This window comes from Corynebacterium tuberculostearicum, from assembly GCF_030229345.1.
Classification (GTDB): domain Bacteria; phylum Actinomycetota; class Actinomycetes; order Mycobacteriales; family Mycobacteriaceae; genus Corynebacterium; species Corynebacterium tuberculostearicum_G.
In genome coordinates this window covers 79,351-104,510 of the sequence record NZ_JASPGP010000001.1, presented here as the reverse complement: position 1 = coordinate 104,510, position 25,160 = coordinate 79,351, and the positions used below count along the sequence as shown (strand labels likewise).

Sequence of the window (25,160 nt, the reverse complement as noted above, 5' to 3'; positions counted from 1 at the left end):
TCCTTTAGATAACTCGAACACGGGAGGACTGTTTGGGGATCTTGGCCAGTGCTACTGGACCAAGTAAATAACGGTGAAAACGCCGATCCACACAACGTCAACGAAGTGCCAGTAGTAGGACACTGCCATTGCTGCGGTCGCCTGTGCCGGCGTGAACTTGGACTTAGCAACGCGCGCGAGGATGATTGCAAAAGAAATCAGACCCGCGGTCACGTGCGCAGCGTGGAAGCCGGTGATGATGTAGAACACCGAACCAAAGACGCTGGACTGCACAGTCACACCTGCGTGAATCAACTCGGTCCACTCAAACGCCATGATGCCCAGGAACACAACGCCCAGTACCAGCGTCACGGTGTACCAGAGTCGAAGCTTGTAAACGTCACCCCTTTCTGCGGCAAACACGCCGAACTGCGAGGTCACAGAAGAAGAAATCAGCACTGCCGTAATGAGGAAACCCATGGGCAGGTTGATATGGGCGGTGTGCTCCGCCCAGTCGCCTTCCTGACCGTTTGCTCGCGAGGTAAACCACATCGCGAACAGTCCGGCAAAGAACATCAATTCCTGAGACAGGAACACGATGGTGCCCACGCTGACCATATTGGGTCGGTTCAGCGAGGCAGCACGTGGTGCTGTCATACCTTGGTTAGAAACTACGCTCGTCACAGTGGCTATTATGGCTGTTCCGGGCGCTGAAGTCACCTCGATTCCCCCCGCTTTCTCCATTCGTTTTTGATGCTTCATACAGCAAACGTTCAGCACGAATAGGTCCAAAGCTTTATTTTTCCAATCGGGAACTTTTTGCCCCGCTTTCCGACGCCCCATTGATGCAGGTGACACCACACGTCGGCCCCTACCCTGAAATTCCGCAGCGCCCAAGACACCCGTCGCCCCCACTTATCGATGTACCAATCCGTGTGTCCAACCCCCATTGTCTGGAGAGATAAATCACATTCCACGAGCCCCCTAAATGCCCTGCTTTACAACTTTCGAACGACCCCCGCAAAAATCGGCTTCTACGTGCCAGAATGCAGAAGAAAAGCTATGGCGAACATGCGGCATAATCAGCTACTCCTCCCCCACCGGTAAAACTTTTTAGAACTTTCGGGAACTTTCTGACGCCGCGAACGACGCTGGATCGCCAAAGCCCTCCTAGCCATAGTGACTAGGAGGGCGGAGAAGTTTTAGGCAGGGATTCCTTTACATCGAGGAATTAGTGCTTTTCCTTCGGCAGGCCGTACTGGAGGGACAGGCCGGTGCAGGCCGCGATGAGGCAGACAGCGCCGAGGGCAATCAGCCAGAAGTAGAGGAAGATGATTCCCAAGCCAAGAAGGCCAATGGCGCCAGTCATAGCCAGCGGCCAGATGGAGCCTGGGGAGAAGAAGCCAAGGATGCCAGCGGCATCTTCAGTTTCTGCCTCTTCCCAATCCTCTGGCAGGACGTCACTGCGGTCATCAGTGAAGTGAAGGTAAGCACCCAGCATCATGCACAGCAGGAAGGCGAGGAACATGCCTACGATGCCAACCCACTCGGCACCGTAGAGGTAGCCGTCGTCCTTAACGAAGGTGACGCCGAAGATGTAGACAATCAGCGAGACAAGAAGGTACGTCGCGATTGAGTAAAAGACTTTCGATGTTGCACGCATTGTGTTGTGTCCTTATCTCTTATGCCGCGGTGTTTACGTAGTTGTCACCCTTAGCGGTGTCACGCTCGCCGGAGAACGGGTGGGTGGTTACCGCGTATGGGTCCTGGCCGATTTCTTCCAGAGCTTCCGCGTTGGTGGCTTCTGGGTTGTCCTCGCGGAACTTCAGGTAGGTGTTGAAGTCCTCCGGAGAGACAACGCGGATTTCAAAGTTCATCATCGAGTGGTAGGTACCGCACATCTCGGCACAACGGCCAACGAATGCGCCTTGCTTCTCAATCTTTTCTACCTGGAAGCTACGCTCCTGAGCGTTTGCCTCTGGGTGTGCATAGACGTCGCGCTTGAACAAGAACTCCGGTACCCAGAATGCGTGGGAAACGTCGCCGGAAGCGAGTCGGAACTCAATCGCAGTATCGGAAGGAAGAACCAGAACCGGAACCTCTTCGGTGGTACCGACGGTCTCAATCTTGTTGTAGTTCAGGTAGGAAAGGTCGCCCATGGACTTGCCGTGGATTGGGTTCGGGTTGTCCACGCCCTCAGGGTCGTGAGCGGTCTTCTCTGCTTCAGCCTGACGCTCCTTGTCGGCACCGTCGTAGTTCTCACCATTGACATGGTTCTCGGCGTAACCGAACTTCCAGTTCCACTGGAACGCAGTAACGTCAACGACCACCTTCGGATCCTTATCCAAGGCGGTGACCTTCTGCTGAGTCTGAACAGTGAAGAAGAACAGGCCCATAATGATGAGGATCGGGACGATGGTCAGAACCATCTCCAGCGGAACGTTGTACTGGATCTGGCGCGGGAACTCGCCCTTGCCATCCTTCTTTGCCTTCTTCGCGCTCCAGCGGAAGATTGCGGTGAGGAACAGGCCCCACATAATAAAACCAACGATCCATGCGGCAACCCAGACCCAAATCCAGAAGTTGTACATGGCCTCTGCCTCAGGGGTAATGCCCTTCGGCCAACCGAATCCCAGGAGGTTCTCTACAGCAGTTGGCGCCTGAACGTCACAACCTGCCAGAGCGAGTCCACCCAGGGCAAGTGCGCCAGCTACGCCCGCCTTGCGGGCAAAGGTGCGCTTATTACGCTGTCCCACGTGTGTTCTGCCTTTCTGTCCACACAAAACTTCTCGAATACTCACAGAGCACTCTTACCCAATCAGAATAGAGGATAATTGCCAGATTCCCAGCCTGTTTAAAGGCATAAAAGGGCACCTAGTGCACTCATTTCATATTCTCCTTCTGGTAGGTTACCGCCCCACCTGCACAATGTTCCAACCGCACCCCCAGCGGCCACAGAATCCATGTGCGCCAATTCACAGGAATCGGACGGAACCATCATCCGAAAGTTCGCACCCCTATCGGGGAAGCTAATTCCAAGGCAGTCGGCAGGTTTCCTTAAGCCGTGGCGTGTTCTGGTTTCACGCTCTCTGGCCGTAAAGTGGGTGACTAGCAATAGACGCTTATATATAAGGAGCAATCTTTTCATGTGCGGACTTCTTGGCATGCTCGCCGCCACGGGCAACGTAGATAAGTACGTTGACGCGCTGGAACGTTCCCTGCCCTGCATGCGCCACCGCGGCCCAGATGCGGCCGGCACGTGGCATGACGGCGATGCCGCCTTCGGCTTCAACCGCCTGTCCATTATTGACTTGGAGCACTCCCATCAGCCCCTTCGCTGGGGCCCGGAGGACGAGCCCGACCGCTACGCCATGACCTTTAATGGCGAAGTCTACAACTACGTGGAGCTGCGCGAGGAACTCAAGGACCTCGGCTACACCTTCCACACCGAGGGCGATGGCGAGCCCATCGTGGTGGGCTACCACCACTGGGGCAAGGACGTAGTCAACCATCTGCGCGGCATGTTCGGCATCGTCATCTGGGACACCCACACCAAGACGATGTTTGCCGCTCGCGACCAATTTGGCATCAAGCCGCTGTATTACGCCACTACCGAGGCAGGCACCGTTTTCGCTTCGGAGATGAAGTGCATCTTGGAGATGGCGGATGAGCTCGGTCTAGATCTCAACCTTGACCGTCGCGCCATTGAGCACTACGTGGACCTGCAATACGTCCCGGAGCCAGAATCCCTCCACGCGAATATTCGCCGCGTTGAATCCGGCTGCACTGTCACTCTTCGCCCGGGCGAAGATGTTGTCGCCGAGCGCTACTTCAAGCCTCGCTTCCCTGTACAGCAGGTAAAGCAAGGCGAAGAGCAGCAGCTATTTAACCGCATTGCGGAGGCGCTGGAAGATTCCGTCGCTAAGCACATGCGTGCCGACGTCACCGTGGGTTCCTTCCTATCTGGCGGCATTGACTCCACCGCTATTGCCACCCTGGCCAAGCGCCACAATCCAGATCTACTTACCTTTACCACCGGCTTCGAGCGCGAGGGCTATTCTGAGGTCGATGTCGCGGCAGAGTCCGCGGAAGCTATTGGCGTGGAGCACATCGTCAAGATTGTCTCCCCCGAAGAATATGCCGAGTCCATCCCGAAGATCATGTGGTACCTGGACAATCCGGTGGCTGACCCCTCGCTGGTGCCGCTGTACTTTGTGGCGCAGGAGGCCCGCAAACATGTCAAGGTAGTTCTTTCCGGCGAGGGCGCGGACGAGCTCTTTGGTGGCTACACCATCTACAAGGAACCACTATCCCTCGCGCCGTTTGAGAAGATCCCGTCGCCGCTTCGTCGCGGACTGGGCAAGCTCTCCCAGGTTCTACCGGAAGGCATGAAGGGCAAGTCCCTGCTTAATCGCGGCTCGATGACGATGGAAGAGCGCTACTACGGCAACGCTCGTTCCTTCAACTTTGACCAGATGCAGCGCGTTATCCCGTGGGCAAAGCGCGAATGGGACCACCGCGAGGTTACCGCCCCCATCTACGCCCAATCCAAGGACTTTGATCCGGTTGCCCGCATGCAGCATTTGGATCTATTCACTTGGATGCGCGGTGACATCCTGGTCAAGGCCGATAAAATCAATATGGCCAACTCGCTGGAGCTGCGCGTGCCATTCTTGGACAAGGAAGTCTTCAAGGTTGCCGAATCCATCCCTTATGACCTGAAGATCTCGCACGGCACCACCAAATACGCCCTGCGCAAGGCCATGGAGCAGATCGTCCCGGCGCATGTTCTACACCGCAAGAAGTTGGGCTTCCCTGTGCCGATGCGCCACTGGCTGGCCGGCGATGAGCTATACGGCTGGGCCCAGGACACCATCAATGAATCCCAGACCGAGGACATCTTCAACAAGAAGGAAGTTCTCGAGATGCTCAAGGAGCACCGAGATGGCGTTTCCGATCACTCCCGCCGCTTGTGGACCGTGCTGTCCTTTATGATTTGGCACGGCATCTTTGTGGAAAAGCGCATCGATCCGCAGATCGAGCAGCGCGACTACCCTGTCAAGCTCTAAGAGCCTTCCACACGCAAAAAGAGGGTGGGTGCCAGTGGCACCCACCCTCTTTTTGTCCTTCTATTTAGTTGAAGGAATCGCCACAAGCGCAAGAGCCGGTGGCATTCGGGTTATCAATGGTGAAGCCCTGGGACTCGATGGTGTCAGCGAAGTCAATCTTGGCACCGGTCAGGTAGGGAACGGACATCTTGTCCACAACGAGGTTTACGCCGCCTACCTGGTCAACCTTGTCACCGTCCAAGGTACGGTCATCAAAGTAGAGCTGGTAGCGCAGGCCAGCGCAGCCACCAGGCTGGACGGCAATGCGCAGGGAGAGATCGTCGCGGCCTTCCTGATCAAGCAGCGCCTTTGCCTTTGCGGCTGCTGCTTCAGTCAGAATGACGCCGGTTGCGGAAGCTGGAGCGGTCATCACTTCTCCTCAATAAGTATTGGATTCGTTGCCACTACCCTACCCGGTTAGTTCAGGTGGGAAAAGGTAGCCCATACCTACAACACCATCTGGGCCGGGCCTATTCCCCTATTCACACCTAAACCTTGTAGTGTGAGGAACGTGAAACTCCCGTGGCAAAAAGATGATAAGACCTCCACTGAGCCTGCTCCTGTACAGGACAAAGCTCAGGCAGAAGTTCAGGAAGTGCCCCAGCGCAAGGGCTACACCCCACCGAAGGGTCGTCCTACGCCAAAGCGCGCAGAGCAAGAGATTGCGCGCGGCGTAAAGCGCGATCCCCATGGCATGTCCGATGCGCAGCGGTACCAGCATCGCAAGGACATGAAGAAGTCCATGAGCAAGGACGAGTGGAAGGAATATAAGAAGAAGGAGCGCCAAGAGCGCCAGCAGGCCAACCGCGAGCAGCAGGCCCGCATGGCAGAGGGCGATCCGCGCTTCCTGCCCGCCCGCGACCAGGGTCAAGTGCGCGCCTATGTACGCGATTGGGTGGATGCCCGCCGCAGCCTGAGCAACTGGGTCATGCCGATGGCCTTGGTGCTCATCGTGGTCATGTTCTTGACCTACGCGGTACCCAGCATTGCAACAATCATCAACGCGGTAGCGATGGTTATCCTCGTGATCTTCGCCATCGAGGGCGTCATTTTGGCCCGCCGCTGCAATAATGCCGTGCGCGCCAAGTTCCCCGGCACGACCGAAGCCGGCTTTAGCCTTGGTTTTTATGCGTATTCTCGCGCCAGCCAGCCGCGCAAGTGGCGCATCCCGCGCCCCCGCGTGGAGCTCGGCGCTGACGTTTAGGGGGACTACTCATGGCCATTCCGCAGCCCGATAAGCAGGCACGCACCGCACAGGACGCACAGCTCGCCCCTTGGGGGCGCCTGACCGACGCCGCTCAATGGCTGGCTGCTTGCCAAGGCGCGGCCCCTGCCCATGAGCCGCGGCGCGTGCGGGCCGTGATTTTCGCGGATCAAGAGACCTCGCTTTCGGCCGCTGAGACCGCTGCGCGTCGCGCCGAGGCCGGGCTGAATGTAGTCACCGTGACGGATTATTCCCAGGCCTACAGCCTTGGAGCCGCAACAGCGGATGCGGAAATTGATGCCGGGGCTGACCTACTGATTCCCGGCGGCGAAGAGCTCGCCCGAGTACCGGCCGTGGTAATGGCAACTATGACGCAGACGGAGCCGGTAGTGATCGTCGGCAAGCAGCGCAGCGTGGAAGACTGGAAACGCGAGGTTTGCGCTATCCGGGACGCTATGTTCCGCGCCCGCAACCTCGAGGGCATGGAGCTGGTGGAATCGTGCCAGTCCACGGTGCTAGCAGCCGCGGTGGGGTTCATTGCCCGAGCCGCGGAGCGCCGTACGCCCCTGCTTATCGACGCCCCCTTGACCGCCACCGCCGCGCTTCTTGCTGAGCGCGATAATCCCGGTGTGAAAGACTGGCTCTTCGCCACCTCCCTATCCACTGCCCCTGCGCACAAGTTGGCACTGGAAAAGCTAGGGCTCCACCCCCTGCTGGAACTGGGAATGGAGCCACAACCTGCGCTCGGTGCCCTCGCGGCGCTGCCACTGCTGCTCACCGGAGTGGAGATCGCCGCGGACGCCTAAGCGGGGACTACTTCACTAGGGTATGGAGCCAACCGTGGGTATCCTCCACTGCGCCGCGCTGGATTCCGGTGAGGCGCTCGCGCAGGGCCATGGTGATCTCACCCGCTTCATTCCCATTGACCTGGAAATCCGCAGAATCTCCCATTACGTGACCCACCGGCGTAATAACCGCGGCAGTGCCACAAGCAAAGGCCTCTGACATAGCGCCGGATTCGGCATCGCGCTGCCACTCTTCGGTAGTAATGCGGCGCTCGGTGACCTTGTAGCCCAAATCCTGCGCTACCTGCAATAGCGATTCGCGGGTAATGCCGGGCAGCAAGGATCCCGATAGTTCTGGTGTAACAATCTCCGCGCTATCACCAGAGCCATACACAAACATCAGGTTCATTCCGCCCATCTCCTCGATGTAACGGCGCTCAATGGCGTCCAACCAGACCACCTGGTCACAGCCCTTTTCATCTGCCTGGGCCTGCGCCAAGAGCGAGCCTGCGTAGTTGCCCGCAAACTTGGCCGCGCCGGTGCCGCCAGGGGCTGCGCGCACGTAGTCGGTGGATAGCCACACCGAAACCGGCTTGATCCCGCCGCTGAAGTAGGAACCCGCTGGGGAGGCAATGAGCACATAGCGGTAGGAATTGGCGGGGTGAACACCCAAGGAGACCTCGGTGGAGATCATAAACGGGCGCAGATACAGCGCCGCTTCCCCACCGGCTTCCGGTACCCAGTCCTGATCCACCTCCACCAATTGGCGCAGGGACTCAATGAAATCTTCCTGCGGAAGCTCGGGCATAGCCAAGCGCTCAGCAGAATTGATAAAGCGCTGCGCATTGTGGTCCGGCCGGAAGGTAGCAATAGAACCATCCGGCTGACGGTAGGCCTTGATGCCCTCAAAGATTGCCTGCCCATAATGAAATACGTTGCTGGCAGGTTCCATGGTCATCGGTCCGTACGGGCGCACCTGAGCATCGTGCCAGCCCTTTTCTTCGGACCAGTCAATGGTGACCATGTGGTCCGTAAAGTGCTTGCCAAAGCCGGGGTTGGCGAGGATATCGCTCAATTCTTCCGCGGACGTGGGGTTATCGGTACGAGTAATCGTGTAATCAAGCATGCCCACAATCTACCCCTTTATCTATAGCGAGGCAGGAATAAGTTCAGCGCCGCGCGGTACAGTGGAGGGAAGATTGATAAGCCTTTCCATAAAGGAGGACACAATGGCACAGACCGATCTACCCGCACGCGGCCCCTTTCCCCAGGTAAAGCTGGGAAAGAAGGTTCCTAAGAAGGCGGAAGCACTGCTGATCGCGGCATTCGAGGGCGAAGGCGGCCTTGAGCTGCCAGGCACCGATCTGCTTGGGGGCGCAGCGCTGCGCTCCACCTATGAAGCACTGGTGGCCGTAGGTGCCTCTGGCAAGGCCGGTGAGGTTACGCGCGTGCCGGCTCCGACTAAGGCCGGCGTGGCCTCCATTATCGCCGTTGGCTTGGGCGATGCGGAAGAAGTAGACGATGAGACGCTGCGTCGCGCTGCCGGCCAGGCCGCGCGTTCCATCACCAAGGTGGGGGCCGTAGCCACCTCGCTAGGCGATTTTGGGGTCGCCCCAGTGGTAGAAGGCCTCATCCTCGGCGGCTATAAGTACTCTGGCCTGCGCTCTGAGTCGGCCGCGGAGACCACCACTTACACCGTGGTGGCGGAGAAGTCCGCACAAGAGGAATTCGACAGCGCCAAGATTACCGCTGAGTCCGTTCTCATCGCCCGCGACCTCGTCAATACCCCTTCCAACCTGCTCTACCCAGAAACCTACGCCGCGTTCCTGTCTGCCCAAGCGGCAGAAGCCGGCCTTGAAGTCGAGGTCTTGGACGAAGAGGCACTGGAAAAGCAGGGCTTTGGCGGCATCATGGCCGTCGGCCGCGGCTCCGCCCGCCCGCCGCGCTTGGTCCGCTTGAGCTGGAAGCCGAAGAAGGCCAAGCGCCACGTCGCCCTAGTAGGCAAGGGCATTACCTTTGATACCGGCGGAATTTCCCTGAAGCCGGGGGCCAAGATGTGGGACATGATTTCTGACATGGGCGGTTCCGCTGCAATGGCCGCTGCCATCATCGCTGCGGCAAAGCTGGACCTCAAGGTGGGCATCACCGCTACCCTGCCGCTGGCAGAAAACATGCCGGGCAGCGATGCCACCCGCCCGGGTGACGTCATCACCCACTACGGCGGCATTACCTCCGAGGTACTCAACACTGACGCGGAGGGACGCCTCGTGCTTGCCGACGCCATTGCGCGCGCCAGCGAGGACAACCCCGATTACCTCATTGAAACCGCTACCTTGACCGGCGCCCAGATGGTCGCCCTGGGCGAGCGCACCGCCGGTGTGATGGGCTCGGAAGACTTCCGCGACCGCATAGCCGCAATTGGCCGCGAGGTGGGCGAAAAGGCATGGGCAATGCCTTTGCTAGAAGAACACGAAGAATCCGTGAAGTCCGCCAGCGCCGATATCCGCAATATCAACGCCAAGCGTGAGGGCGGCATGGAATACGCCGGCACCTACCTCCAGCACTTCGTGGGCGAGGGAATCGAATGGGCCCATATCGATGTGGCTGGCCCTTCCTTCAACACCACGGGCGCTTATGGATACACCCCGAAGATGGGCACCGGCGTGCCCACTCGCACGGTAATTGCTGCCCTGCGCGAGATTGCTGAATCAAAGTAGCACCTCAATAGGCTTAGTGCGTTTAGAATCCTAGAAGCATGAAGCCTGCTTTAATCATCGTTGACGTACAACATGACTTCTGCCCCGGCGGCGCCTTAGGCACCGAGCGGGGCAATGAGGTCGCTGCAAAAATCGCCTCCCTGCAACAGGACTACGAAACCGTCGTAGCCACGCAGGATTGGCACATCGATCCGGGTTCTCACTTTTCTAAGAACCCGGATTTTGTGGATTCCTGGCCCGTGCACTGCGTAGCCGAGTCCCATGGAGCTGCCATGCATGAGGCCATCGGGCCGGCGCAAGCCTACTTCCGCAAGGGCGAATACACCGCCGCCTATTCCGGATTCGAGGGCGCTGCGAACGGTACCTTGCTCGCTGACTGGTTGCGCGAGCACAACGTAGACGCCGTGGATATCGTGGGCATTGCCACCGATCACTGCGTGCGCGCCACGGCCGCCGACGCTCTTAAAGAGGGCTTTACCGTCCGCGTACTGCGTGAATATTGCTCCCCAGTGGACGAAGCACGCGGCGAAGCCGCGTTGCAGGAATTGGCCGCTGCCGGCGCCACCATCTGCTAGACACGCGAAAACGCCTACGGCCCTCGAACCAAATGTGGTCCGAGGGCCGCTGGCGTCTCTCTACAAGGTGTTTCCATGTATCGGCTAAAGTAGCCGCCCTCTGGAAACGGGAGGGGTTCTCTCTATCTCTCTCGCATGCGCTCTCTCAAACGCATGAATTAAGTATGGAATGCCGATATTGGATCCGGGTGTCAAGTACCTGAAAGTTTCCTGTTGAATTGTGCCACCAAGGCTCCTACTACCTCACCTCGACAAATGCGTCTCCACCCAAATGGCGAAAGCTCTGCGCTATGCGAGACGATTGTTATAGGGTGATCTGCGTCCCCACGGGTGCCCGAGCACGGGCTGAGAGTGCGCTAAAGCTGCGCATAGACCGTTCGAACCTGTTTGGTTAATACCTACGAAGGAAGAGAGGAGCGCTTGCCATGACGGCTGCCCCAGAAAACCACCCTAAGCATTCCTATTCCCCCATTCACCACGACGGTCTAGAAGTTCCAGAGACCGAAATCCAACTGGATGATTCCCCACAAGGCCCCAATGAGCCCTTCCGCGTCTACCGCACGCGTGGGCCAGAATGCGCACCTGAAGTGGGGCTACCGGCCCTGCGCAGCGAGTGGATTAGCGAGCGCGGAGATACCAAAAAGTACGCCGGTCGCGGCCGCGAGCTGGCTGACGATGGACGTGCCGCACAGCGCCGCGGGGCGTCTTCCCAAGAGTGGAAAGGCTCTAAGCGCCCGCCGCTTAAGGCTCAGCCCGGGCGCCGCGTAACTCAAATGCACTACGCCCGCCAAGGAATCATCACCCGCGAAATGGAATTCGTAGCACTACGTGAGCATTGCGATCCAGAATTCGTTCGCGCTGAGGTAGCTCGCGGCCGCGCCATTATCCCTAATAATGTCAACCACCCCGAGTCTGAGCCCATGATCATTGGGCGAAAATTTCTCACCAAAATCAACGCCAATATTGGTAACTCCGCGGTTACCTCCTCCATCGAGGAAGAAGTGTCCAAACTGCGCTGGGCTACCCAGTGGGGCGCGGACACCGTAATGGATCTTTCCACTGGTGACGATATCCACACCACCCGCGAGTGGATTCTGCGCAATTCCCCAGTTCCCATTGGCACCGTGCCTATTTACCAAGCATTGGAAAAAGTCAATGGCGTGGCAGAGGATCTGACCTGGGAAATCTTCCGCGATACCGTCATCGAGCAATGCGAACAGGGTGTGGACTATATGACCATTCACGCCGGTGTGCTCTTGGCGTATGTACCGCTAGCAAGCAATCGCGTGACCGGCATTGTCAGCCGCGGTGGCTCCATCATGGCGGGATGGTGCCTTGCTCACCACAAAGAGTCATTTCTGTACGAGCACTTCGATGAGCTGTGCGAGATTTTCGCTCAATACGATGTTGCATTTTCACTTGGCGACGGCCTGCGCCCCGGCAGCCTTGCCGATGCTAACGACGCCGCCCAATTTGCAGAGCTAAAGACTATCGGCGAGCTTACCCGCCGTGCCTGGGAGTATGACGTCCAAGTCATGGTGGAAGGCCCCGGACACGTGCCGCTCAACATGATTCAAGAAAACAACGAACTCGAACAGGACTGGGCTTCAGATGCCCCCTTCTATACCCTCGGCCCTCTAGTTACCGATATCGCCCCTGGCTATGATCACATCACTTCCGCCATCGGTGCCGCCCATATCGCAATGGGTGGTACAGCCATGTTGTGCTATGTCACGCCGAAGGAGCACTTGGGACTGCCCAACCGCGATGATGTAAAAACTGGCGTCATTACTTATAAGATTGCGGCGCATTCAGCGGACGTTGCCAAGGGACATCCAGGCGCCCGCGCTTGGGACGATGCCATGAGCAAGGCCCGCTTTGAATTTCGCTGGAATGACCAATTTGCGCTCTCCCTCGACCCAGAGACCGCGCAGGCCTATCACGATGAAACGTTGCCTGCTGAGCCAGCAAAGACCGCACACTTTTGTTCCATGTGTGGGCCGAAGTTCTGCTCCATGCGCATTAGCCAAGACATCCGCGAGATGTTCGGCGGGCAAATGGCCGAGCTGGGCATGCCGACGCTGGGCGACCAGGTCCGCGCGGCAGCCCACGGCTCAGCACCAGAGGAAGGTATGCAGGAAAAATCCGCCGAATTCCGCCGCAACGGGTCTCAAATTTATTTACGCGAGGATGCTGACCTAGCTTAGCTCTCGCCCTGTATCGGGATTTTCGCCGCGCTCAAATCGGGCGCGGCGTTGCCTTTGCTCTTCCCTTTTGCGCAAGATGCGCTGCCTTTCCATGCGATCGCGCATGCGCTGCGGATAGCCGGTTTCTTCTACATCATAAATATCGCAGCTCAATAGTTTGGCCACCGCATCAATGCCTTTCGGTCCGCCAATACGGCGCCGGATAAAATCGCCGTTTTCATCCACAACGACAACGGACATCTCATTGACTACCGTTTCCGGCTCCACAAAGGCTTCTACAAAAGCCTTTCCGGCGGCCCATTGTTGCAGATCCTGCGCGTCTTCCGGGCGGACGGTCTCCCCCGGTCCGCGGGGTGGTCGCAGCGACGATCTGGACTTATTGCGGCGGAAAGGGTTGAACATAATTGCCTAGCTTACCCGGAAGGAGGGTAGTTACTAACCCCACATCTGCACGAGGGTGAGCATCACGCTGTAAGATTGTCGGGTAGCGATAGAAAACTTCCAACTTTCGAGGAGTCTTATAACTCATGGCGAACTCCGTTGAGATGCCCGAGCTGGGCGAATCCGTAACCGAAGGCACCATCACGCAGTGGCTCAAGTCCGTCGGCGATACCGTCGAGGTAGACGAACCATTGCTCGAGGTCTCCACCGACAAGGTCGATACCGAAATCCCCTCCCCCGTAGCCGGCACCATTGTTGAAATTAAGGCTGACGAGGATGACACCATCGAGGTTGGCGAAGTCATCGCCATCATCGGTGACGAGGATGAGGCAGGCTCCGCATCCAACGACTCCTCCGCTGACAAGGGCGAGGAAGAAGCAGAAGAAAAGAAGGAAGAGCCGAAGGCTGACTCCTCCAACGGCGGCTCCGGCGACGCAGCCGACGTGGAAATGCCAGAACTCGGCGAGTCCGTCACCGAAGGCACCATCACCCAGTGGCTCAAGTCCGTCGGCGACACCGTCGAGGTAGACGAACCACTGCTCGAGGTCTCCACCGACAAGGTCGACACCGAAATTCCTTCCCCAGTAGCAGGCACCCTGGTAGAAATCCTCGCCGACGAGGACGACACCATCGAGGTGGGCGAAGTCATCGCCCGCATCGGCGACGAAAACGCCACCGCATCCTCCTCCGAGACCAAGCCAGAGCCGCAGGAAGAAAAGAAGGAAGAGCCGAAGGCTGACTCCTCCAACGGCGGCTCCGGCGACGCAGCCGACGTGGAAATGCCAGAACTCGGCGAGTCCGTCACCGAAGGCACCATCACCCAGTGGCTCAAGTCCGTCGGCGACACCGTCGAGGTAGACGAACCACTGCTCGAGGTCTCCACCGACAAGGTCGACACCGAAATTCCTTCCCCAGTAGCAGGCACCCTGGTAGAAATCCTCGCCGACGAGGACGACACCATCGAGGTGGGCGAAGTCATCGCCCGCATCGGCGACGAAAACGCCACCGCATCCTCCTCCGAGACCAAGCCAGAGCCACAGGAAGAAAAGAAGGAAGAGCCCAAGGCAGAAGAAAAGGAAGAGAAGAAGCCAGAACCAAAGGCTGAGGAAAAGAAGGAGTCCAAGCAGGATTCCTCCCTGAACACCTCTGCCAAGGTCAACAATGGCGACAACGTTCCTTATGTCACCCCACTGGTACGCAAGCTGGCTGAAAAGCACGGCGTAGACCTCAACACCGTTGAGGGCACCGGCGTGGGCGGCCGCATCCGCAAGCAGGACGTGCTCGCCGCTGCTGGCGAGAGCGATGCACCTGCCAAGTCTGGCGCACAGTCCGATAACTCCCCTCGCGCACGTTGGTCCACCAAGTCCGTGGATCCGGCCAAGCAGGAGCTCATCGGCACCACCCAGAAGGTCAACCGCATCCGCGAAATCACCGCCGCCAAGATGGTCGAAGCACTGCAGATTTCCGCGCAGCTGACCCACGTCCAGGAAGTCGACATGACTGCCATCTGGGATATGCGCAAGAAGAACAAGCAGGCGTTCATCGACAAGCACGGTGCCAACCTGTCCTTCCTGCCATTCATCGTGAAGGCTACCGCCGAGGCTCTGGTCTCCCACCCGAACGTCAATGCGTCTTATAACCCAGAGACCAAGGAGATGACCTACCACTCGGACGTCAACATCGCTATCGCCGTTGACACCCCGAAGGGCCTGCTCACCCCGGTCATCCACAAGGCACAGGACATGACCCTGCCGCAGATCGCTCAGCAGATTGCAGAGCTGGCCGATAAGGCCCGCAATAACAAGCTGAAGCCGAACGATCTCACCGGTGCTACCTTCACCGTGACCAACATCGGTTCCGAGGGCGCCATGCTCGATACCCCGATCTTGGTTCCGCCACAGGCCGGCATCCTGGGCACCGCGGCTATTGAGAAGCGCCCAGTCGTTGTCAATGAGAACGGCCAGGACGCCATCGCCATCCGCCAGATGTGCTACCTGCCATTCACCTACGATCACCAGGTAGTTGACGGTGCGGACGCAGGCCGCTTCATTACCACCATCAAGGATCGCCTGCAGACCGCAGACTTCCAGGCAGACCTCGAAGTCTAAAGGTTCTATCGCCGCTTAAAGCCTCTTAGCCCCGCTGTGGGGCTAAGAGGCTTTAGCTATTCTGGGGTGCCAAGTGGGGGTGATGGATCCAAAATCACCGGACTAATCCATTCTCTTTTATTCGAGGTGTTGAGGGAGCTTTGCCCCTAAGCCCATGGTGAGCGCACTAAGCGCCGCCCTACACAGTGACGCGCTGCATAAAAGTTTCCAAAGGGGGATCGGTTCACCCATTGCTAAACATATAATTGGGGCGGTTACAGCCACTGTCCCCCTATTAAGGAGTCTCACTGACATGGAATTCATCTCCCGCCACCTAGGGCCGGATTCTGCGGAGCAGGCCACCATGCTTGCGAAGGTAGGCTACGACAGCGTGGACGCGCTGGTCGATGCCGCCATTCCGTCAAAGATCCGCGCCGCAGAACTGCCTCAGCTTCCGGAGGCACTCTCGGAAGATGAGGCGCAGGCTACATTGCGGGAGTACGCCGACCAGAACACCGTGCTGAAGTCCTTCTATGGACAAGGCTTTTCTGACACCCTCACCCCCGCGGTCATCCGCCGCGGTTTATTGGAAGATGCGGGATGGTACACCGCCTATACCCCGTATCAGCCAGAGATCTCCCAGGGTCGTCTTGAAGCGCTGTTGAACTTCCAGACCATGATTGAGTCCCTGACCGGTCTGCCCATCGCCAATGCATCCTTGCTGGATGAGGCTTCTGCCACCGCGGAAGCCGTGGGGCTTATGTCCCGCGCGGTCAAGAAGGGGCGCCGCGTGGTGCTGGATTCTCGCCTGCACCCGCAGGTGCTTACCGTCGCCGCGGAGCGCGCCCGCGCGATTGACCTCGAGGTAGAAATCGTAGACCTGCGCGAAGGCCTCGTGGGCGAGGATCTCATCGGCGCAGTAATCGCCTACACCGGTACCGAGGGCGATATCTTTGACCCCTCCACCATCATCGAGGAGCTGCACACTCGCGGCGCTCTGGCTACCGTGGCCACTGACCCGCTTTCTTTGCTCCTGCTGGAGGCACCTGGCTCGCTGGGCGCCGATATTGTGCTCGGTTCTTCCCAGCGCTTTGGCGTTCCGCTCTTCTTCGGCGGCCCGCACGCTGCCTACATGGCGGTCACGGAAAAGCTGAAGCGCCAGATGCCTGGCCGCATCGTGGGCGTGTCCAAGGACGCGGATGGTCGCCCCGCTTACCGCCTAGCGCTGCAGACCCGCGAGCAGCACATTCGCCGTGAACGCGCTACCTCTAATATTTGTACTGCGCAGGCGCTGCTGGCCAATGTCGCGTCCATGTACGCCGTCTACCACGGTCCGCAAGGTCTCAAGGCCATTGCCCAGCGCGTCCACGCGCTCGCTTCCTCCTTTGCGCAGTCCGTCAAGGATGCTGGAAAGCAACTCGTGTCCGAGGACTTCTTCGATACCGTTACCGTCGCCAGCGTAGACGCCGCCACCATCAAGGCTGACCTCCAGAAGGAGGGCTACCTCGTGCGTACCATCGGCGAGGACAAGGTATCGGTGTCCTTTGGTGAGTCGGCGACCAAGGAGGACGTCGCTAAGCTCGCCCACGCCTTCGGCGCCGAGGCTGCTGAGGCCGACTTTGTCCTGCCGGAGAACCTGCAGCGCGGGGAGGAGCCGCTCCAACACGAGATCTTCAACCGCATTCACTCCGAGACCCAGATGCTGCGCTACCTGCGCATGCTGGCCGATAAGGACTTGGCGCTCGACCGCACCATGATCCCGCTGGGCTCTTGCACGATGAAGCTTAACCCCACCGCGGCCATGGAGCCCATTTCCTGGCCGGAGTTTGCCGGAATCCACCCCTACGCACCAGAGGAAACGACCACCGGCTGGCGCGCCTTGGTAGAAGAGATTGAGGGCTGGCTGGCCGAGGTTACCGGCTACGCCAAGGTCTCCATCCAGCCCAATGCCGGTTCCCAGGGCGAGCTGGCGGGTCTTTTGGCCATCCGCCGCTACCACGTAGCTAATGGCGATAACGAGCGCGATGTGGTGCTCATTCCGGCCTCCGCGCACGGCACCAATGCGGCCTCGGCAACGCTGGCTAACCTGCGCGTTGTTGTGGTCAAGACCGCCGAGGACGGCTCTATTGACCTGGCAGATTTGGATGAGAAGATTGCCAAGCACGGCAACCACATCGCCGGCATCATGGTGACCTACCCGTCCACCCACGGTGTCTTTGACCCCGAGGTCCGCGACGTATGCGATAAGGTCCATGCGGTGGGCGGCCAGGTCTATATCGACGGTGCGAATATGAACGCGCTGACCGGCTGGGCCCGCCCCGGCCAGTTCGGCGGCGATGTTTCCCACCTCAACCTGCACAAGACCTTTACCATTCCGCATGGCGGTGGCGGCCCGGGCGTGGGTCCGGTTGCAGTGGCCGAGCACCTCATCCCCTTCCTGCCCACCAACGCCGCGGATCCGCAGCTGGATGCCACCACCGCTACCCCGGTAGGTCAGGGCGTGCCAATTACCAATACCAAGTACGGCTCGGCGGGTGTGCTGCCGATTTCCTGGGCGTACCTTGCTATGACCGGTGCACAGGGACTGGCGCAGGCCTCCGCGCACGCGATTTTGGGCGCGAACTACCTGGCCAAGTCCTTGGAAGATTCTTTCCCTGTGCTCTACACCGGCAACGCTGACTTGGTTGCGCACGAATGCATCCTGGATCTGCGCGCGCTTACCGACGCCTCCGGGGTCACCGCAGCCGACGTAGCCAAGCGCCTCGTGGACTTTGGTTTCCATGCCCCGACCCTCGCCTTCCCGGTGGCCGGAACCCTCATGGTCGAGCCCACCGAGTCGGAAGACCTGGGCGAGCTGGACCGCTTCATTGAGGCTATGCGCACCATCCGCGCGGAGATCCAAGAGATCATCGACGGCGAGGTTTCCTACGAAGGCTCCGTTATCCACCATGCGCCATTTACCGCGGAGTCCGTCGGCGCCGATGCGTGGGAGTTCTCCTTCAGCCGCGAAAAGGCAGCGTGGCCGGTGAAATCCCTGCGCCACAGCTACAAGTACTTCCCGCCGGTGCGCCGCATCGACGAGGCCTACGGCGACCGCAACCTGGTCTGCAGCTGCCCACCACCAGAAGCTTTCGACATCGACGATTCTGAGGAGTAAACATGACCGACCTACTCACCTCCCCGCTTCATGCCGAGCACGAAAAGCTCGGCGCCACTTTCACGGCCTTCGGCCCGTGGAACATGCCCTTGAAGTACCAGAACGAGCTGGACGAGCACCGCGCGGTGCGCAGCACCGCTGGCCTCTTTGACCTATCCCACATGGGCGAAATCTGGGTCAACGGCTCGGACGCCGGCAAGTTCTTGTCCTATGCCTTCATCTCTAACTTTGAGCCCCTCAAAGTGGGCAAGGCCAAGTACTCCATGATTGCCGCTGAAGACGGCGGCATCATCGATGACCTGATTACCTACCGCTTTGAAGAGGATAAATTCCTCGTCGTCCCGAATGCCGGCAACGCTGATACCGTATGGGACGAGCTCAATAAGCGCGCCGAGGACTTCGATGTAACCCTGAAGAACGAGTCCCGTGACGTCGCCATGATCGCCGTCCAGGGCCCTAAGGCCGCAGAAATCCTCGTGCCGCTGGTAGAAGACAATAAGCAGGACGAGGTGTATAACCTCGGCTACTACGCTGCCACCATGGGCAAGGTAGCGCGCACGTTCGCCATTATCGCGCGCACCGGCTACACCGGTGAGGATGGCTTCGAGCTCATCGTGTATAACTCCGATGCCCCACAGCTGTGGGAGGAATTGCTCAAGGCCGGTGAAGAGTATGACATCAAGCCGTGCGGCCTTGCCGCCCGCGATTCCCTGCGCCTCGAGGCCGGCATGCCGCTCTACGGCAACGAGCTCTCTCGCGATATCACCCCGGTAGAGGCGGGCATGGCCCGTGCCTTTGCCAAGAAGGAGGCCGATTTCGTCGGCGCCGAGGTCATCCGCCAGCGCGCCGCCGACGGCCCGCAGGTGGCGATCACCGGCCTCACCTCCACGCAGCGCCGCGCCGCGCGCGCCGGCGCCGAAGTACTCGTGGGAGACAAGAAGGTCGGAACCGTCACCTCCGGTCAGCCTTCCCCCACCCTGGGACACCCAGTGGCCATCGCGCTGCTGGAAACCAGCGCCGAACTCGAGCCCGGCACCGAAGTCGAAGTAGAGATCCGCGGCAAGCGCTATCCTTTTGAAGTAACCGCGTTGCCGTTCTACAAGCGCGATAAGTAAACATCTTCTCAACCAGCCCGAAAGGACTACATCACCATGGCTACCCTTCCACAAGATTTCTCCTACTCCGAAGACCACGAGTGGGTCAACGCCACCGCTGACGCCGTCGCTGGCGCTACCGTGCGCATCGGCATTACCTCCGTCGCTGCCGATCGCTTGGGCGAGGTTGTCTTTGCTGAGCTACCGGAGGTGGGCGATACCGTGACCGCCGGCGAGTCCTGTGGCGAGGTCGAATCCACCAAGTCCGTCTCTGACCTCTACTCCCCTGTCACCGGCACCGTCAAGGCCGTCAACGAGGCCGTACACGATGACTACGCCGTCATCAACAACGACCCGTTCGGTGAGGGCTGGCTCTTCGAGGTCGAGGTAGATGAGGCAGGCGAGCTCATGGATGCCGCCGCCTACGCATCTGCCAACGGCCTAGACTAATTCGGCCCCACGCGGGAGGGTGTGCCACGCGCATCCTCCCGCTTTGCTTTGCCCACCGCACCAGAGGAAACTTTGAGGCTATGACTGCACCACGCGATCCCTTCTTCCCCGCCGAGCGCTCCATCCGCGCCTCCGATAAGCCACTAGAGGTCCGTTTCCTGGGCCGAATGGACTACCAAGAGGCGTGGGATTACCAGGCCGAGGTAGCGGCCGCCCGCGCCAAGGGCGAGCAGGGCGACGTGGTGCTCGTGGTTGAGCACCCCAATATCTATACCGCCGGCAAGCGCACCCAGCCAGAGGATATGCCCGATAATGGCCTGCCCGTTATCACCGTGGACCGCGGCGGGCGCATTACCTGGCATGGCGAGGGCCAGCTGGTCATCTACCCCATTATCAAGCTGGCTGAGCCTGTCGACGTCGTCGACTATGTCCGCCGCTTGGAGGAAGCCACCATCCAGACGGTTCGCCAGATGGGAGTGACCACCGCTGGGCGCATCGACGGCCGCTCGGGCGTCTGGGTCCCCTCCACCACCCAGGCCAAGGACCCGGCTGCCCCGAAACGCGACCGCAAGATTGCCGCGCTGGGCATCCGCATTACCCGCGGGGTGACCATGCACGGCTTGGCGCTCAATTGCTGCAATACGCTGGAGTACTACGACCACATCGTGGCCTGCGGCATCGATGACGCCGACGTGACCACCCTGTCCCTAGAACTGGGCCACCACGTCACCCTCGAGGATGCCACCCAGCCGCTGTTGCAAGCGCTGGACGACGCCCTCTCGGGCCGCCTCATCGTTGCCGACCACACCTTCGGCTCAGCCCCGGATCCCACGAAGCTGGCTAATGAAAGGGCACGGGAGAGGCGTCGGCAAGCGCAGCAGTAGCCCTCGTTCGGGGCTGGCGCGGAATAGGATGTGACTGCGGCGACATATACCTAGAAGAGCTATTAGCCATCACCACCATCAACCGATAAAGTGAGTTTTTGTGACTGTAAAGCCTGAAGGACGCAAGATGCTCCGCATTGAAAAGAAGAATGCGGAGTCACCCATCGAACAAAAGCCACGCTGGATTCGCAACCAGGTCCGCACCGGCCCGGGCTACGAGGACATGAAGTCCCGCGTGGCCGGCGCTTCCCTGCACACCGTGTGCCAGGAGGCAGGCTGCCCGAATATCCACGAGTGCTGGGAATCCCGCGAGGCTACATTCCTTATCGGTGGCGATAAGTGCACCCGCCGCTGCGACTTCTGCGATATTGCCACCGGCAAGCCGGAAGAACTCGACCGCGACGAACCGCGCCGCGTGGCCGAAAACATCCGGGAAATGGACCTTAACTACACCACCATTACCGGCGTTACCCGCGACGATCTCCCGGATGAGGGCGCCTGGCTCTACGCCGAAGTCGTGCGCAAGATTCACGAGCTTAACCCGCATACCGGCGTGGAAAACCTCACCCCGGATTTCTCCGGCAAGCCGGACCTTTTGGAAGAGGTCTTTGAGGCCAAGCCGGAGGTCTTTGCCCACAACCTGGAAACCGTGCCGCGCATCTTTAAGCGCATCCGCCCGGCCTTCCGCTACGAGCGTTCCCTGGACGTTATCCGCCAGGCCCACGACTATGGCCTGATTACCAAGTCCAACCTGATTTTGGGCATGGGCGAGACCGAGGATGAGGTCGAAGAAGCATTGCGTGACCTGCGCTCTGCTGGCTGCGATATCATCACCATCACCCAGTACCTGCGCCCCGGCCCGCGCTTCCACCCGATTGAGCGCTGGGTGCGCCCAGAGGAATTCGTCGCCCACTCCAAGCTGGCCAAGGAGCTCGGCTTCGGCGGCGTCATGTCCGGCCCGCTGGTGCGCTCGTCCTACCGCGCCGGCCGCCTCTACGTGCAGGCCATGGAAAAGCGCGGCTTCGAGCTGCCGGAAAACCTCAAGCACCTGGCTGAGACCTCCCAGGGTGCCACCGCCCAAGAGGCCTCCACCCTGCTGGAGAAGTACGGCCCCTCGGAGGAGACTCCAGTGACCACCCGCATGGCCAAGACCCCGGCTAATGCGAATTCGGCGGCGGCCACCATCCGCTAAACCGAACGTTTTCATAACGGCCTGCGCTTTTCGCGTGGGCCGTTTTAACATTTATGCCCGTTGACCTTTAAAGTAGGAGCCATGGCGAAAGATGACAAGGCAGCACTAAAGGCTGCAAAGAAGCAAGAACGCGCGGCCAAGCGCCAGCAGCGTAAGCAAACCTGGTCCCAAATGTGGCAAGCATTCAATATGCAGCGCAAGCAGGATAAGGCGCTTATCCCCATCATGCTGGGTGCCTTCCTGGGCATGGGATTGCTCTTCTTCCTCATTGGCCTGCTTTTTGGCGGCGAGTGGTTCATGCTCATCCTCGGTTTGGGCATCGGCGCGCTGCTCGCTATGTTCCTCTTCACCCGCCGCCTTGAGCGCGATATGTACAAGCGCGTAGAAGACCAGCCGGGCGCTGCCGGCTGGGCGCTGGAGCAGCAGCTGCGCAATACCGTGGGCATCGTGTGGTCCGTAAAGACCGGTGTGGCCGCCACCCGCCAACAGGATCTTATCCACCGCGTCATCGGCAACGCCGGCGTCATCTTCGTTTGCGAGGGCAATAAGAACCGCGTACGCCCCACCTTGAACCAGCTTAAGAAGCGTGTAGACAAGATCGCCGGCGGCGTTCCCATCTACGAGATCTTCGTCGGCAACGGCGAGGACGAGGTTCCCGTATCCAAGCTGCGCAATAAGGTCATGAAGCTGCCGCGCAACTTCAATAAGAACGAAACCTACGAAAACATCCGCCGCATCGAGGCCATGGACTCCATGCCGGGTACCACCCCGGGCATGCCTAAGGGCCCTATGCCCCACCAGGCGCAGAACATGGCCGGCATGAACCGCCGCATGCGCCGCGCCCAGCAGCGCAAGAAGAATAAATAAGCGCCTAAAGCTAATCCCTGCTACACCGTCGACGGTGTAGCAGGGATTAGCTTATGCCCAGAAAAGTCGGGCACCTTAGGAGCGAATGACGATGGTGCCGGTGGCGCGGTCATGCATACCGCGTCCATCCGCATCAACCATGGCCGCCGGGAAAAGCACACCGGTGAGCACCGTGCGCAGCGCGGCGCGCCATAGGCCCACGCGGGCGCCGGGGACGTCAAGTCGCGCCACGCCCATACCCAACAGCAACATGCCGGGGGTGCGGGCAAAGAGCCAACCACACACGATGCCCATGACTACCCACAGCGCGTAGCCCAAGAAGGCCACGCCGCCGAGTTCCGTCGTGAACATGTGGATGAGGTTGGCGATGAGCATGCACACGATCCAGTCAATGGCCACGGCGCCGGCGCGGCGGCCAACGGGGGCCAGTGATCCCGGCCCGGACTCCGGAAGGCCGAGCTTTTCGCCCGGCCAGCGGCCAGGGCCTTCCATGTCATCGTATTCGCCCGGAATATTCGGCCCGTCGAGCCACGTACGCTTATCTGCCATGCTCACCAATCTAGCGGGCACAAAGTGAGATGTGAAACGAGGGGAATCGCGATGCCAACGGTAGGAACCTAGTAGGCTATAGAGAGACAGTTCACCGGTCAACAACGAGGAGACAAACGTGTCTTTCGAGACAGTGCAGGACATCGTCCAATTTATTAAGGACGAGGACGTAAAGTTCGTCGATATCCGCTTTACGGACGTCCCAGGCACCGAGCACCACTTTTCCATCCCAGCAGATGAGTTCACCGTAGAAGATGCCGAAAATGGCCTTGCCTTCGACGGCTCCTCTATCCGCGGATTCACCACCATCGATGAGTCCGATATGACCCTGCTGCCGGATCCAGCCACCGCGCATATCGATCCGTTCCGCACGGCCAAGACCCTGAACATCAAGTTCTTCGTCCACGACCCATTTACCTTTGAGCCTTTCTCCCGCGACCCGCGCAACATCGCGCGCAAGGCGGAAGAGTACCTGCAGTCCACCGGCATTGCCGATACCTGTAACTTCGGTGCTGAGGCCGAGTTCTACCTCTTTGACTCCGTGCGCTTTGGCACCGATGTCCAGCACGGTTTCTACGAGGTTGATTCCGATGAAGGTTGGTGGAACCGCGATAGCGAGACCAACTTCGACGGCACCCCGAATACCGGCTACAAGACCCGCCTGAAGGGCGGCTACTTCCCCACCGCGCCGTATGACAAGCACGGTGAAGTACGCGACGCCATGGTGGAGAACCTGCAAAAGGTTGGCTTCCAAATCGAGCGCTTCCACCACGAGGTCGGCGCCGGCCAGAATGAGATCAACTACCGCTTCAACTCCATGTTGCACGCGGGCGATGACATTCAGACCTTCAAGTACGTGGTCAAGCAGACCGCGGCACAGTGGGGCAAGACCGCAACCTTCATGCCCAAGCCGCTGGCTGGCGATAATGGTTCCGGCATGCACGCCCACATGTCCCTGTGGAAGGACGGCAAGCCTCTCTTCCACGACGAGGCTGGCTACGCAGGCCTTTCCGATATCGCCCGCTACTACATCGGTGGCATCCTCCACCACGCTGGTGCCGTTCTTGCGTTCACCAACCCGACGCTGAACTCCTACCACCGCTTGGTACCGGGCTTCGAGGCACCGATTAACCTGGTGTACTCCCAGCGCAACCGCTCGGCCGCTATCCGTATCCCGATTACCGGTTCCAACCCGAAGGCCAAGCGCATCGAGTTCCGCGCACCGGACCCATCCGGCAACCCTTACCTGGGCTTTGCCGCCATGATGATGGCCGGCATCGACGGCGTAAAGAACCGCATTGAGCCGCACGCTCCGGTGGATAAGGACCTCTACGAGCTGCCGCCAGCAGAGGCTGAGTCCATCCCGCAGGCACCGACCTCCCTCGAGGCTTCCCTCAAGGCCCTGCAGGAGGACATGGACTTCCTCACCGAAGGCGATGTATTCACCGAGGATCTCATCGAGACCTACATCAACTACAAGTACGAGAACGAGATCAACCCGGTCCGCCTGCGTCCTACCCCGCAGGAATTTGAGATGTACTACGACTGCTAGAGCTGCGCTTGCCGACACCCCCTCTCGCCACCGGCTTTCCGCCTTCCTAGGCTCCCTAATTGCTGAGTGCCGATTGGGGGCTTTGCAGATCTATGTGCACTTTGGCTTCAGAAATTTTGCACCCAACATTGACAAGCGCCCTCGGTTCTTGGCGGTGCCCCACTCCTTGTTGTTTGACTATCGCAGCGTTTTCACATGCATGGCACTTGAGCAAAACCTTGCGCAAATGATTACTAAGATTGCGCATTTTGAGCTATACTTTAGTCAATCGATACCCCCTCCAAGCTTCCCATAGGAACAGCTCAATATGAG

21 protein-coding genes and 1 riboswitch are annotated in these 25,160 nt (G+C 59.4%); of the genes, 14 read left to right on the top strand and 7 right to left on the bottom strand.

From position 1 onward, the window contains the following. Positions 1-51 precede the first annotated feature (51 nt). The 3 genes from ctaE to ctaC all read right to left on the bottom strand — a co-directional run bounded on the left by ctaE (position 52) and on the right by ctaC (position 2,735). Positions 52-663, bottom strand: a complete 612-nt coding sequence (gene ctaE, locus QP884_RS00475; protein ID WP_430516378.1) for an aa3-type cytochrome oxidase subunit III — start codon at positions 661-663, stop codon at positions 52-54. Between the two features lie 547 nt (positions 664-1,210). Next, positions 1,211-1,642, bottom strand: coding sequence for an aa3-type cytochrome oxidase subunit IV (gene ctaF / locus QP884_RS00470; protein WP_005328946.1), 432 nt, complete (start codon positions 1,640-1,642; stop codon positions 1,211-1,213). A gap of 19 nt (positions 1,643-1,661) precedes the next feature. Then, the gene (gene ctaC / locus QP884_RS00465; protein WP_005324460.1) at positions 1,662-2,735 is read right to left on the bottom strand and encodes an aa3-type cytochrome oxidase subunit II; all 1,074 of its coding nucleotides are present in this window, start codon (positions 2,733-2,735) and stop codon (positions 1,662-1,664) included. Positions 2,736-3,125: 390 nt separating this feature from the next. Here ctaC and asnB point away from each other — a divergent pair, with 390 nt between their 5' ends. Next, entirely contained in the window at positions 3,126-5,048 is a 1,923-nt protein-coding gene (gene asnB, locus QP884_RS00460) for an asparagine synthase (glutamine-hydrolyzing) (protein ID WP_284820129.1), read from the top strand. Positions 5,049-5,112: 64 nt separating this feature from the next. Here asnB and QP884_RS00455 read toward each other — a convergent pair whose 3' ends face one another. Next, the gene (locus tag QP884_RS00455; protein ID WP_005324455.1) at positions 5,113-5,457 is read right to left on the bottom strand and encodes a HesB/IscA family protein; all 345 of its coding nucleotides are present in this window, start codon (positions 5,455-5,457) and stop codon (positions 5,113-5,115) included. Positions 5,458-5,598: 141 nt separating this feature from the next. On the opposite strand from QP884_RS00455, the gene QP884_RS00450 reads away from it, so the two are divergent. Beyond that, the gene (locus tag QP884_RS00450) at positions 5,599-6,291 is read left to right on the top strand and encodes a DUF3043 domain-containing protein (RefSeq protein WP_284820127.1); all 693 of its coding nucleotides are present in this window, start codon (positions 5,599-5,601) and stop codon (positions 6,289-6,291) included. An 11-nt stretch (positions 6,292-6,302) separates the two neighbouring features. Next, positions 6,303-7,097, top strand: coding sequence for a nicotinate-nucleotide--dimethylbenzimidazole phosphoribosyltransferase (locus QP884_RS00445; RefSeq protein ID WP_284820125.1), 795 nt, complete (start codon positions 6,303-6,305; stop codon positions 7,095-7,097). Between the two features lie 7 nt (positions 7,098-7,104). Here the strand turns inward: QP884_RS00445 and QP884_RS00440 are convergent, their stop codons facing one another. Continuing rightward, entirely contained in the window at positions 7,105-8,202 is a 1,098-nt protein-coding gene (locus QP884_RS00440) for a branched-chain amino acid aminotransferase (protein ID WP_434736440.1), read from the bottom strand. 103 nt (positions 8,203-8,305) lie between these two features. Between QP884_RS00440 and QP884_RS00435 the strand changes: the two genes are divergently transcribed. The 3 genes from QP884_RS00435 (at position 8,306) to thiC (ending at position 12,575) form a co-directional block, all read left to right on the top strand. Then, positions 8,306-9,793 carry a leucyl aminopeptidase gene (locus QP884_RS00435; RefSeq protein WP_284820123.1) on the top strand — a complete coding sequence of 496 codons (1,488 nt, stop codon included), beginning with the start codon at positions 8,306-8,308 and terminating at the stop codon, positions 9,791-9,793. Positions 9,794-9,831: 38 nt separating this feature from the next. Then, a complete protein-coding gene (locus QP884_RS00430) occupies positions 9,832-10,368 on the top strand; it encodes an isochorismatase family protein (RefSeq protein ID WP_284820122.1) in 537 nt (178 codons plus the stop codon). Positions 10,369-10,684: 316 nt separating this feature from the next. Next, a riboswitch (TPP riboswitch) is annotated at positions 10,685-10,795 on the top strand. Beyond that, a complete protein-coding gene (gene thiC / locus QP884_RS00425) occupies positions 10,794-12,575 on the top strand; it encodes a phosphomethylpyrimidine synthase ThiC (protein ID WP_284820120.1) in 1,782 nt (593 codons plus the stop codon). It overlaps the preceding riboswitch by 2 nt. On the opposite strand, the gene QP884_RS00420 is transcribed toward thiC, so the two are convergent. Beyond that, the gene (locus tag QP884_RS00420; protein ID WP_204608291.1) at positions 12,567-12,977 is read right to left on the bottom strand and encodes an oxidoreductase; all 411 of its coding nucleotides are present in this window, start codon (positions 12,975-12,977) and stop codon (positions 12,567-12,569) included. The two genes, thiC and QP884_RS00420, sit on opposite strands and share 9 nt — an antisense overlap. A 125-nt stretch (positions 12,978-13,102) precedes the next feature. On the opposite strand from QP884_RS00420, the gene sucB reads away from it, so the two are divergent. The 7 genes from sucB (at position 13,103) to QP884_RS00385 (ending at position 22,747) form a co-directional block, all read left to right on the top strand. Then, positions 13,103-15,124, top strand: coding sequence for a 2-oxoglutarate dehydrogenase, E2 component, dihydrolipoamide succinyltransferase (gene sucB, locus QP884_RS00415; RefSeq protein WP_284820118.1), 2,022 nt, complete (start codon positions 13,103-13,105; stop codon positions 15,122-15,124). Between the two features lie 292 nt (positions 15,125-15,416). Beyond that, positions 15,417-18,260, top strand: coding sequence for an aminomethyl-transferring glycine dehydrogenase (gene gcvP / locus QP884_RS00410; RefSeq protein WP_284820116.1), 2,844 nt, complete (start codon positions 15,417-15,419; stop codon positions 18,258-18,260). A 2-nt stretch (positions 18,261-18,262) separates the two neighbouring features. Continuing rightward, positions 18,263-19,375 (top strand): glycine cleavage system aminomethyltransferase GcvT, encoded by a 1,113-nt coding sequence (gene gcvT, locus QP884_RS00405; protein ID WP_284820115.1) that lies wholly within the window; start codon positions 18,263-18,265, stop codon positions 19,373-19,375. A 36-nt stretch (positions 19,376-19,411) separates the two neighbouring features. Further along, positions 19,412-19,804, top strand: a complete 393-nt coding sequence (gene gcvH / locus QP884_RS00400) for a glycine cleavage system protein GcvH (RefSeq protein ID WP_005324433.1) — start codon at positions 19,412-19,414, stop codon at positions 19,802-19,804. Between the two features lie 80 nt (positions 19,805-19,884). After that, positions 19,885-20,688 (top strand): lipoyl(octanoyl) transferase LipB, encoded by an 804-nt coding sequence (lipB, locus tag QP884_RS00395; protein ID WP_284820113.1) that lies wholly within the window; start codon positions 19,885-19,887, stop codon positions 20,686-20,688. A gap of 127 nt (positions 20,689-20,815) precedes the next feature. After that, positions 20,816-21,880: a lipoyl synthase gene (lipA, locus tag QP884_RS00390; protein ID WP_005327094.1), complete on the top strand. Its 1,065-nt coding sequence runs from the start codon at positions 20,816-20,818 to the stop codon at positions 21,878-21,880. Positions 21,881-21,961: 81 nt separating this feature from the next. Further along, complete coding sequence (locus QP884_RS00385) at positions 21,962-22,747, top strand: DUF4191 domain-containing protein (protein WP_284820112.1); 786 nt, start codon at positions 21,962-21,964, stop codon at positions 22,745-22,747. 75 nt (positions 22,748-22,822) lie between these two features. On the opposite strand, the gene QP884_RS00380 is transcribed toward QP884_RS00385, so the two are convergent. Further along, on the bottom strand, positions 22,823-23,296 hold the full coding sequence (locus tag QP884_RS00380) for an RDD family protein (protein ID WP_239228206.1): 474 nt from the start codon (positions 23,294-23,296) through the stop codon (positions 22,823-22,825). Positions 23,297-23,414: 118 nt separating this feature from the next. Between QP884_RS00380 and glnA the strand changes: the two genes are divergently transcribed. Beyond that, on the top strand, positions 23,415-24,848 hold the full coding sequence (gene glnA, locus QP884_RS00375; protein WP_204608276.1) for a type I glutamate--ammonia ligase: 1,434 nt from the start codon (positions 23,415-23,417) through the stop codon (positions 24,846-24,848). The last annotated feature ends 312 nt before the right edge of the window (positions 24,849-25,160 follow it).

Coding starts and splice junctions, on each gene's coding strand:
- sucB (WP_284820118.1), top strand. CDS start 13,103: ATGGCGAACTCCGTTGAGATGCCCGAGCTGGGCGAATCCGTAACCGAA.
- lipB (WP_284820113.1), top strand. CDS start 19,885: ATGACTGCACCACGCGATCCCTTCTTCCCCGCCGAGCGCTCCATCCGC.
- lipA (WP_005327094.1), top strand. CDS start 20,816: ATGCTCCGCATTGAAAAGAAGAATGCGGAGTCACCCATCGAACAAAAG.
- QP884_RS00445 (WP_284820125.1), top strand. CDS start 6,303: ATGGCCATTCCGCAGCCCGATAAGCAGGCACGCACCGCACAGGACGCA.
- ctaF (WP_005328946.1), bottom strand. CDS start 1,642: ATGCGTGCAACATCGAAAGTCTTTTACTCAATCGCGACGTACCTTCTT.
- gcvT (WP_284820115.1), top strand. CDS start 18,263: ATGACCGACCTACTCACCTCCCCGCTTCATGCCGAGCACGAAAAGCTC.
- QP884_RS00385 (WP_284820112.1), top strand. CDS start 21,962: ATGGCGAAAGATGACAAGGCAGCACTAAAGGCTGCAAAGAAGCAAGAA.
- thiC (WP_284820120.1), top strand. CDS start 10,794: ATGACGGCTGCCCCAGAAAACCACCCTAAGCATTCCTATTCCCCCATT.
- QP884_RS00430 (WP_284820122.1), top strand. CDS start 9,832: ATGAAGCCTGCTTTAATCATCGTTGACGTACAACATGACTTCTGCCCC.
- QP884_RS00455 (WP_005324455.1), bottom strand. CDS start 5,457: ATGACCGCTCCAGCTTCCGCAACCGGCGTCATTCTGACTGAAGCAGCA.
- gcvP (WP_284820116.1), top strand. CDS start 15,417: ATGGAATTCATCTCCCGCCACCTAGGGCCGGATTCTGCGGAGCAGGCC.
- QP884_RS00380 (WP_239228206.1), bottom strand. CDS start 23,296: ATGGCAGATAAGCGTACGTGGCTCGACGGGCCGAATATTCCGGGCGAA.
- QP884_RS00435 (WP_284820123.1), top strand. CDS start 8,306: ATGGCACAGACCGATCTACCCGCACGCGGCCCCTTTCCCCAGGTAAAG.
- QP884_RS00420 (WP_204608291.1), bottom strand. CDS start 12,977: ATGTTCAACCCTTTCCGCCGCAATAAGTCCAGATCGTCGCTGCGACCA.
- asnB (WP_284820129.1), top strand. CDS start 3,126: ATGTGCGGACTTCTTGGCATGCTCGCCGCCACGGGCAACGTAGATAAG.
- gcvH (WP_005324433.1), top strand. CDS start 19,412: ATGGCTACCCTTCCACAAGATTTCTCCTACTCCGAAGACCACGAGTGG.
- QP884_RS00440 (WP_434736440.1), bottom strand. CDS start 8,202: ATGCTTGATTACACGATTACTCGTACCGATAACCCCACGTCCGCGGAA.